General features: G+C 61.0%; 10 protein-coding genes. 8 read left to right on the forward strand and 2 right to left on the reverse strand.

Annotated elements, in window-relative coordinates:
- The first annotated feature begins 436 nt into the window (after window positions 1-436).
- From ABTX60_RS42650 to ABTX60_RS42665, 4 genes are read left to right on the forward strand one after another with little or no spacing between them, the layout of a single operon-like run.
- Window positions 437-652 carry a hypothetical protein gene (locus tag ABTX60_RS42650; RefSeq protein WP_003941254.1) on the forward strand — a complete coding sequence of 72 codons (216 nt, stop codon included), beginning with the start codon at window positions 437-439 and terminating at the stop codon, window positions 650-652.
- Window positions 653-955: a type II toxin-antitoxin system PemK/MazF family toxin gene (locus ABTX60_RS42655; RefSeq protein WP_003941269.1), complete on the forward strand. Its 303-nt coding sequence runs from the start codon at window positions 653-655 to the stop codon at window positions 953-955.
- A 28-nt stretch (window positions 956-983) separates the two neighbouring features.
- Window positions 984-2,945 carry a hypothetical protein gene (locus ABTX60_RS42660; protein WP_232508925.1) on the forward strand — a complete coding sequence of 654 codons (1,962 nt, stop codon included), beginning with the start codon at window positions 984-986 and terminating at the stop codon, window positions 2,943-2,945.
- Window positions 2,945-3,742, forward strand: coding sequence for a hypothetical protein (locus tag ABTX60_RS42665; RefSeq protein ID WP_351645199.1), 798 nt, complete (start codon window positions 2,945-2,947; stop codon window positions 3,740-3,742). The genes ABTX60_RS42660 and ABTX60_RS42665 overlap by 1 nt, the downstream gene beginning before the upstream one ends.
- A 129-nt stretch (window positions 3,743-3,871) precedes the next feature.
- On the opposite strand, the gene ABTX60_RS42670 is transcribed toward ABTX60_RS42665, so the two are convergent.
- Window positions 3,872-4,942 (reverse strand): PDDEXK nuclease domain-containing protein, encoded by a 1,071-nt coding sequence (locus tag ABTX60_RS42670; RefSeq protein ID WP_003941261.1) that lies wholly within the window; start codon window positions 4,940-4,942, stop codon window positions 3,872-3,874.
- A 298-nt stretch (window positions 4,943-5,240) separates the two neighbouring features.
- Here ABTX60_RS42670 and ABTX60_RS42675 point away from each other — a divergent pair, with 298 nt between their 5' ends.
- The 4 genes from ABTX60_RS42675 to ABTX60_RS42690 all read left to right on the forward strand — a co-directional run bounded on the left by ABTX60_RS42675 (window position 5,241) and on the right by ABTX60_RS42690 (window position 7,843).
- Window positions 5,241-5,576: a hypothetical protein gene (locus ABTX60_RS42675; RefSeq protein WP_003941266.1), complete on the forward strand. Its 336-nt coding sequence runs from the start codon at window positions 5,241-5,243 to the stop codon at window positions 5,574-5,576.
- Between the two features lie 58 nt (window positions 5,577-5,634).
- Window positions 5,635-6,048: a hypothetical protein gene (locus ABTX60_RS42680; protein WP_003941273.1), complete on the forward strand. Its 414-nt coding sequence runs from the start codon at window positions 5,635-5,637 to the stop codon at window positions 6,046-6,048.
- 728 nt (window positions 6,049-6,776) lie between these two features.
- On the forward strand, window positions 6,777-7,154 hold the full coding sequence (locus ABTX60_RS42685; RefSeq protein WP_037129464.1) for a hypothetical protein: 378 nt from the start codon (window positions 6,777-6,779) through the stop codon (window positions 7,152-7,154).
- A gap of 23 nt (window positions 7,155-7,177) precedes the next feature.
- Complete coding sequence (locus ABTX60_RS42690) at window positions 7,178-7,843, forward strand: aminopeptidase P family N-terminal domain-containing protein (RefSeq protein ID WP_209923606.1); 666 nt, start codon at window positions 7,178-7,180, stop codon at window positions 7,841-7,843.
- Window positions 7,844-8,179: 336 nt separating this feature from the next.
- Here the strand turns inward: ABTX60_RS42690 and ABTX60_RS42695 are convergent, their stop codons facing one another.
- Entirely contained in the window at window positions 8,180-8,674 is a 495-nt protein-coding gene (locus ABTX60_RS42695; protein ID WP_003941270.1) for a hypothetical protein, read from the reverse strand.
- Window positions 8,675-8,865: the final 191 nt, after the last annotated feature.

Raw genomic sequence — 8,865 nt, forward strand, 5'->3', positions numbered from 1 at the left:
TCGCTCGACCCGACAGGCAAGGGCCAGGCACGATGGATAACGAGGTGGAAGCCCGCTCTGAACGCGTTTGCGATCACGTTCGCCGATCGTTGGCCAGGATCTGAAACTTACTGATGGAAATCCGCCGAAACACCGTTAAAGAGATAGACCCCCGGCACCGAAGAATTGCCCACCGTGTTCGCGGATTTCCTCTCCGATGCGCACCACCTGGCCGACGCGTTGGGCGTCGATTGGGAAGAAGCCACATGCAATGGGGAGGGGCATTACACCGCCGAGTTGTACGGCGCCGAGTAATCGGGGCACTGACGGTCGGACAATCCACGGACGTTCGGCCGGCAGTCCCCGGCACCGGGAGTCTCAGGGGCGGTGGTTGCAAGGAGATGAATGGATGTGGGACTGGTACCGGTTTACATCCCAATTCGGTATCATGATGGTTATGAGTACGCAGATCGCGGTACGGCTACCCGAGGACATCGTGGCGTTTCTCGACAGTGAGGTCAGCGGTGGGCGTGCGAAAAGCCGTGCTCAAGTCGTGCTTCGAGCGTTGGAGCGTGAGCAGCGTCGACAGTTGGCGGTCCGCGACGTGGAGATCCTGTCTGACGGCGCGGGTAGCGATGTGAATATCGCTGCCGCGCACGGGAAGAAGAACTGAGTGCGCCCGATCCACGAGGCGCAACTCGGAGATCTTTGTCCGGTGTTGGTCCTGACGAGGGAATTGGTTCGGCCCCACCTGGGGACGGTCACTGTTGCCCCCATTCGTTCGAAGGGGCGGGGGTTGTCGACCGAACTGAGTTTAGGTGAAGGCAACGGCGTCGAGGACGGATCTGTTGCCGACTGCGACGGGGTGACGACCATCCCCGTGTCGGCACTCGGTGCGAACCGAGGATTTCTCCTGCCGGCTCAGGAAGTGTTGTTGAGCAGGGCGCTGCGATCAGCATTCGATCTCGAATCATGAGGAAATCAGCAGCGAGGATGGGGGAGAGATGGTGGTGAAGAAGTGGGAGCAGATTCCCCTGTTCGACCTCGATCCTCCTCCGGTGCCCGAAGTTCATGGCGAAGGTTCTGAGCTCGATTCTGAACCAGCTCTCTTCGGGATCGAAGACGCCACGGCGCCGGATCCCGATGCTGACGTGATGGATGCCCGTGCGCCGATTGCGGAGGATCGTGTCGCCGCGGAACCAGAGGTCGAACCAGTGGCAGGCGAAAGCGCCCCCATAGCGCGGCAAGGTACGGACTCGTCACGGTCTTCGGATTACAACACGGAAACAGTTGTGCCCCAAAGCGAGCTCACTGCTGAGGTGGATTCGGAACCCACCGAGGCATCTGAACTCGACGCAACCGAATCGGGCACCCTTCCTCCCGCCAGCGAGGCAGCAGACGGCCACGCCGTCATTGTCACAGCAGCCGGCACCTACACACCGTCTGGCCACACACTCACCGGCCCAGTCGATTCCATCGAAAAACTCGACAAACTCATCAGATGGGCAACGCTCACCCCGCTGGGCGCACCGGCACAGATCTGGATAGTCGGAATCGAAGCTTGCGAAATGCTCGGATGGATCATCGACCCAGGCAGCGAAGACGATGTCGACGACATGGAAATCCTCCGCACCCGCGCTGCCGAAGAACTCACCGCGATCCTCCACGCCACGCTGACCCCCATGCTGACCGCAGGATGGGAACTGCGCGGAGAACCCGGCCACGTCGTTCACCTCTCCCGCACCACCGGGAACTTCACATCCATGGTCGACATTTTCATCGAACCCTATGTATGGACCTACTGGAACAAAGACTTCGGATGGGGCAATCGCGTGGGAGACATGGGAATTCTCGGATCACCCACCGCCGGAACCTACCTCCCCGACGACGACCTCCCCGCTGCGCAGGAACTGGGACGCCGACTCGCCTGGTGCGCACAACACCTCGGCGTGCTACCCGGCCCCACCCCCGCACGCACCGGCGCCGCCATCGTCGACAAGATCAAACGCGACCGCACCCGCAGCGGTAAAGGAATCGTCGTCACTGTCGGTGGACCGGTCCCACCGCTGGACGGCGAACCCCGCGGAGATCTCGAACCTGCCGCCGGTTGGACACGCATCCCGGACCTCGAAGAAGTCTCCGACGCAACACAACTGGTATCGATAGACCAACGAGCGGCGTACCTCGCTTCCGCTGGCATGCTCGAATTCGGCTACGGAAAACCTCGACATCTTCGCGGCGAGAACGCGCTCGACGCTGCGCGGCAATCGAAAACCCCGTTTGGGCTCTGGCGTGTAACCCTCCCACCGGGTGACATGCTGGCGCTCCCACCCGCTCTACCGTTGCCTCACCCACACATGCTCGCCGACCAACCTGTGCAGACCTGGATCACCACCGTCAGCCTCGATGCACTTCAAACGTCCATCGCCGATGGCGGAATCGGCGCAGAACTCGACGACCTCGACATCGCAGAAGCATGGGTCTACCCCGAACAGGGACGGGCCCTCGACAAGTGGGCGAAATTCTTGCGAGAAGCCCGCAAAGTTGCCGTCGACACAGGCGACACAGCAATGAAACGGTTCATCGGCGCCTGCTACAAGGGTTACATCGGCCGAATGGTCAACCCCGACATGTGGACCGCCAAACAAATGCAACACCACCACCAACCGCTCTGGCGAGCAGCGATCATCGCACACTGCCGCTGGCGAGGCCGCCGCGTCGCGATGCGCATCGCACGCGAAACCGGGCGTTGGCCACTGCGCACCGTCACCGACTCCTGGGTCTACCCCCTGCCCCCGGGCATCGACATCGCAGACGAGAGTGACGCACTCGGGAAAATGACTCTGGAAAAGAGCGCCCCGCTCACCGAAAACATAACCGTCATGCTGACCGACGCACGCGACACCCACGAGATCAACCTCGCACTCAAAGCTGCGTTCACCGACGAAGATGAAGGAAACATATAGTGGCCCTGCATCTTCCGAAACCGCGATCAACCAAACCCGCACAGAAGACCGTCGGCTTGGACGGACTCAACGTATCCGTCTCGACAGCAGCGACCAGTGGTGTCGAAAAATCGAAATCGGTCAAAAGTGGGGGATTGGCCGGACTCACCAGCAAAGTCTCCGTACGCCAGCTCCGTACCGAAATCGGTAAAGAAGGCCTACGGCAAGCAGCTGTCGACGCCGGGAGAAAGCCACCCTCTGACCGAACACTGCGCCGCTGGGCGCAGCAAGGACGAATCCCGCACCCCGACGTCACCGAACGTGCACAACGGCGAGCCGCCATCGAACGCCTCGGCGGAATCGACGCTGTCGCAAAGAAAATCGGCCGTTCACGATCAGGGGTCTCTCGCTACCGTTCCGGGGAAACGAACGAACTGCGCGCTGACGCGAAAAAGAAACTCAAAAACGTCAAAGCTCGCGACATCATGGACCGCGCCGGCGTCCTACGACCCGACGGGCAACCCAAAAAGGCCACCATCCGAGTCCGCGGGGGAGTGTCCGTCCGCAACGGTTCCGAAGAAGGTTACGACTATCGAGTGCGTACCCTCGATTTCGCGAACTCCGACAGCCCCTTCAGTCTCGACGAAACACGAGAACTCGCCATGGCTTTGGCCAACGACGATCATGCCCGAGTGGTTGCCATCCTCGAACGTCACGCCACGATGGATTACCCGGAAAACAAGGGATTCGACCAGTACGGCGACACTTTCGGATTTCACTTCGATTCCATCGAATCCGTCCACATCGACTGGACATAGAACTCCCCCTGCTCCTCGACGCACCGGGCGGGACCAGGCATCGCGTTCGCAGACCCTCGTGCGAAACACCGGTAGCGATCTCGGCACCAGAGGATATGTCGGCCAGGTTCGAAAATCGAATGGCGCCTCTCAGCCGGAGTTGTCAGGTTTGACGGGCAGTTGGGAGTCGAGTTCGGAAACAGTGGCTTCCACAGCTGCCGCGATCTCGTCGTCGGTAGGGACGAGATCGCGAACCTGGGAGGGGAGAGTCTCATAGGTGTAGTCGGCTACGGCGAGGGGTGCAGTTGTCCCGGCAAGTGAATACCGGACGACGTTGTCGTTGCGGCCGGCGCAGAGCAAGATTCCCACAGTCGGGGCGTGGATGTCCTTGTTGCGGAGGTTGTCGTCGATCCACGAAACATAGAAGCCGAGCTTCCCGACATACTCCGGCTCAAACCTGCCTACCTTCAACTCGACGACGACGAACCTCGCTTGCACCCAGTTGAAGAACAGCAAGTCGATATAGAAATCCTGATCACCGACCTCGAAATGGTACTGGCGTCCAACAAAAGCGAACCCGTGTCCCAGTTCGAGGAGGAACTGCTCCAGCCGACGCATCAGCGCGGACTCCAGCTCCCGCTCCGCGACACGTTCGGTGATGTCGAGAAAATCGAAGACGTACGGGTCACGCACCAATTGCTGAGCGAGATCGGAATCCTCGGCCGGAAGATGGTCCTGAAAATTCGACGGTGCCGCACCGATCCTGCGCCGTAAACCGCTGTTGATCTGATTTTGCAGCACATTGCGCGACCACCCGTGTTCAGCAGCCGTTGATGCATACCAGTCGCGGTCGGACTGGTTATCCAGCTTGTCGAGCAATACCGTCACATGACCCCACGGCAATTGGCCAACAGGTTGTTGGCCAATTGCATCGCGCCCCCAGATGCTCGCCATCTGCCGCATGTACTTCAGATTGGTCCGCGACAACCCACGCATGTCGGGAAAGGCCGATCGAAGATCGACGGCGAGCCTGTCGATCACCTTTGAACCCCAGCCCTCGGCCTCTTGACGCTGCACAATCGCGTGCCCTATGTCCCAATACAGACTGAGCAGTTCGGTGTTGACGATTCGGGTGGCGCGAACTCGCGCTTGCCGAACTTGCGACTTGAGATGGTCGAGAAGCTGGGCGTAGTCGGCGGGCAGTTCGGCTGGAGCATTCACCCATCCATCTTTACCCAGCGCTGCTGGGAACGCCCACCGGACATGCCCCCACTGGACACCTCAGCCCGCAGGAACGGCGACTCGGGCGTGCGCGCTAGACGCAGGATCACCCGGCCCTCGCACAGCTCAGTTCTTCACAGGGCGCATTGATCGGAGTGAATACGTCCAGCACCATAGCGGCCCTCACCTGAAATCGGGCGCGTCAGGCCTGTCCGCGCGCGGACAGGTACATCGTGTTCGCTGGTAGAGAAAGGTTCTCATGCCGTTCCTAGGTTCGACCATCCACCGTCCGGTATGCATGCTGATGACGGCAACAGTCGTCGCAGCCTCCATCGCTTTGATGTCGCCGGGCATCGCGTCCGCCCAATCAAACGGATGCTCGAAGACTTTCAACCTGTTCATCCCCGGAACCTGGGAAACCGCAGAAGATGCCGATCCCTCGATCCCGGTCGGTATGCTAAAACCGATCGCCCACAGCATCGCGGACACGAACGGTAGCGCGGCACAGGTCCACACTCTGCCGTACATGGCCCGAGCCTTCGACAACGGAAAAACCTACGCAGACAGCAAATCTGATGGTTTGACGAGGCGGGTCCGAGGAGGGTTTCCTTTTCAGCCCGCATCTCAAGCGTGACGCGTTCGGCGTTGCTCCCACAGATCCGTCGGGGCACGTGCGCCAGTTGGTAGGCAGCATGATCTACGCCTCCACGTTCGCCTCCTGGAAATTGCACAGCCCAGGAGCGTTCCTATACACGCTCATCCGTGATGGCGAAGCCGGAGGCGTACCGAATATCGGGACCGACTACCCGATGCTCGAGACCGCAGGCACGATCAAAGTGGTACCGAGCGGCCGAAGCGGCAGCTTCAAAATGGTTTTACTCCAATCCGACATTGCCGAGTCCGCACTGTCGATCATCGACTCCCGAGGGTCCCGAAACCGAGGCGAGGCGGGCAGCCTCCAGAGCTTGGGCAACCAGCGGGCCTACAGTCACGTCGAGCGGGAACGCGCCAAGATTGCCTCCGAGGCTGAAATTAACGGCCACGAGGAAGCGCGACTCATTGCGGCGCTGCGTGACGTAACTTCAGGCGGTGCTTTCGGTGTCTGACGACGAACTACCGATCAACGACGAGGTCCAAACCACGGAAGGTGCGATCGCCTCCTCACCCAAGGCAGACCAGGAACCGCAGCGGTCGGCAAGCAACACTTGCGATCAACACCGATTACCACTGAAGCTGAAGAGACAGGAACGGCGCAAGTAGGAACGCGCGACACTGTCGAGGCGCCTAGGGGCGACCTGCCGGATGATTCAGCGGTGTCGTCCCGGTCAGCTAAGCGCCCGGTGCAGAAGGGTGGTCGAGGAACGGACCCGGGCGCGGACCTTGAACGTCGAGTCGGCCGTACCGAGTTCAACGACGGTGCTCTGGTCAGGCTGCGTGTGCCAATCCGCGTCGACGCGGATTCTGGACGTGATGTTCTCACCGATATAGACGTTCTCGCGGTCGACGTCGACGGACGTCTGCGGATCTCGCGTTCGATACTCGAGTGTAAGAGCGGCAAGGGCCAGTCTGGCGAGCCTGACCGGCTCCTGTGGCTCGCAGGCCTTCAGCAGTTTCTCGGTTTTGAGCGCGCTGTTCTCGTGCGTCAGACAGCCTCACGCCGCGGCCGCGGCCTCGCCCGGCCACTCGGTCTCCGAACTCTCGACGTCGCGACGCTTGCCGGCCGCGAGGCAGCTCATGCCTGGCTGCCAGCGCGATTCGGTCACCTCGAGGGCGACGAGTGCGCGGCCGCTGAGCTCCGCACCGACACGCAGTTGAAGGGCTAGCGCTGCAGGGTATGCCAACTTACGTCGCCTGGCAGGTGACGGAGGTTCTCGACGAAGGTCAGCCTATTCCCGACCACGCGGTGCAGTTCGCCAAACATCTTATGTCAACGACACACGAAAGTGTGCTCGAACGCGTCGGTTTCGAGCACACACTCATCGACACAGTGGAGGGGGGCGGGCCTGAAATCGTAGTGCCACCTTGGGCAGTGCAGCAGTTCGCTGCAATCGGCACCCCTGCCGAGTTGATCGAGAGAATCGCCGCGGCCCACGCGGCTGGAGCGGACTCATGGTCTTGCTCATTCACCGGAACCCCTCAAGAAACTGCTGCAAGCATGACCCGCTTCGCCGAGCAAGTTATGAAGCCATTGCGTTCCCACATGGCCGCGTAGCGAATACCGAAAAGGACTTGATCATGGCAGATCTCAATCGAGACGTAATTGAGCGACTGTTGGACGCCAGTGCGGAAAGTGGGCTGGCGGGCGTACTGGCGTTATCTCCAGAGAATTTCGCGTATCTGGCTGGTTTTGCTGTCCCCTCACAGGAACCGCTCCGGTGGCGCCACGCGGCCGTGGCAGTCAACACCGACGGCCGAGCAGCAGTGCTGTGTGTCGACATAGAAGAAACCACTGTGCGTCACAGGCTTCCCGACGTCGATGCTTACGTGTGGCAGGAGTTCGAACAGAACGCGGTGGCCGTGATGGCTCAGATGCTTCGTGAGCTGGGTATGGAGAGCGGGAGCATTGGGGTCGAAACGGACTACATTCCCGCTAGAGATTACGAAGAGCTGACTGCCGCGCTTCCGCATGCCCAGCTACGGAGCGCGGAAAGAATGTTTGCGCTCCTGCGAATGCGGAAGAGTCGCCGGGAAGTGGAGTTGATCCGTGAACTGAGTCGCACAATAGATGCGGCCCTGGCCACCGCATTTGCGTCGGTGCACGAAGGGAGCTCGGAACTCGATCTCGCCGGAGCTGCCGTGGCGGCGCTTTCGCCGGCGGAGTCGACCGCGAACGCGGGATGGTCACCGCCAGCGGTGCCCGCAGCCATTTCCCGAACGTCCGCGCAACAGAACGACAATTAGTAAACGGAGATGTTGTTCGACTCGAACTGTTCGGGGTGAGCGGGCCGCCTCGACGAGGCCGTCGAGTTGTTTCGGTTCCGGATGATGCCCTACATGCTGTACCTGGCGCGCGGACGAGACCAGTTCAAGCCTGCGTGCTCAGTCCTGCTCGACAGCGACGGTGCTGGTCAGGAAGCTCGACGACAGATCCTCAAGGGTGGAGCCAAGGGCCGTCCGACCGTGACAAAAGATTTGAATGATGACCTTCTCTTGCTGCGCCCCGAAGCCGGAGTCGTGCCGTGGCGCCGTCCGTCCATCCCAGGTAGGACCGAAACTGATACGGGAGACCTTGAGGAGTCAGATCTTGGTTGGGTGGCCTAGTTTTGGACCGGGTGGTCTCAATCGATCGTTGAGTTGGTTGGGTGCCAGCTGGGTTCGGGTCGATCGTTCGGCGGTGCCGCGGCGGGTGGGGGTGTACACGCGGTAGGTGATGATGGTTCTCTTTCTCCGGCGGTCTTTCACTCCTGCGTGAGTGGATCTGTCCCGGATACCGTTGGGGCGGAGCGTAATCCGCTGGTCGCTGCGGTGGTGTTGTTTTGTGGTTGGCGGCGGCGGGTTAGGGCGTGTCCGTCGGAGCTTGGCCGCGGTGGTGAGGAGGTACCGTTCGGCGGCGGCGTAATCGGTGGTCCTCTTGCCGGAGGCGCTGGTGGTGCGGGTGATCAGTTCGAGGTAGCGGCGCCGAAGCGCGCGGGCGTCGGGTTGGCCGAGCAGGAATTCGGTGGCGGCGACGACCTCTGGACTCGGCGCGGTGTGTGTCGCTTTGGCGGGGGTACGCTTTTTCTTCGCGGTCACCGCGTGCTCGCTAGGTGTTGTGGGTATGGACGTTGCTGACGAGGGATTGAAGTAGACGGGCTGGTCCTCGGCGTAAGAATGGGAGTTGCGACATAGCCGTTCTCGACCAAGAAGGACCAGCCCTGTGACACACCGTAATGCTCCACTCACCGTGGAGGGAAGACGACGCCTGATCGAGCGCTGCCAGAGTC

Source organism: Streptomyces sp. NPDC126510 (assembly GCF_040302345.1).
GTDB lineage: Bacteria > Actinomycetota > Actinomycetes > Streptomycetales > Streptomycetaceae > Streptomyces.

What these genes read in the sequence shown, in the direction of transcription:
- ABTX60_RS42650 (WP_003941254.1), top strand. Translation starts at nt 437, where the DNA reads ATGAGTACGCAGATCGCGGTACGGCTACCCGAGGACATCGTGGCGTTT.
- ABTX60_RS42660 (WP_232508925.1), top strand. Translation starts at nt 984, where the DNA reads ATGGTGGTGAAGAAGTGGGAGCAGATTCCCCTGTTCGACCTCGATCCT.
- ABTX60_RS42675 (WP_003941266.1), top strand. Translation starts at nt 5,241, where the DNA reads ATGCTGATGACGGCAACAGTCGTCGCAGCCTCCATCGCTTTGATGTCG.
- ABTX60_RS42680 (WP_003941273.1), top strand. Translation starts at nt 5,635, where the DNA reads ATGATCTACGCCTCCACGTTCGCCTCCTGGAAATTGCACAGCCCAGGA.
- ABTX60_RS42685 (WP_037129464.1), top strand. Translation starts at nt 6,777, where the DNA reads ATGCCAACTTACGTCGCCTGGCAGGTGACGGAGGTTCTCGACGAAGGT.
- ABTX60_RS42690 (WP_209923606.1), top strand. Translation starts at nt 7,178, where the DNA reads ATGGCAGATCTCAATCGAGACGTAATTGAGCGACTGTTGGACGCCAGT.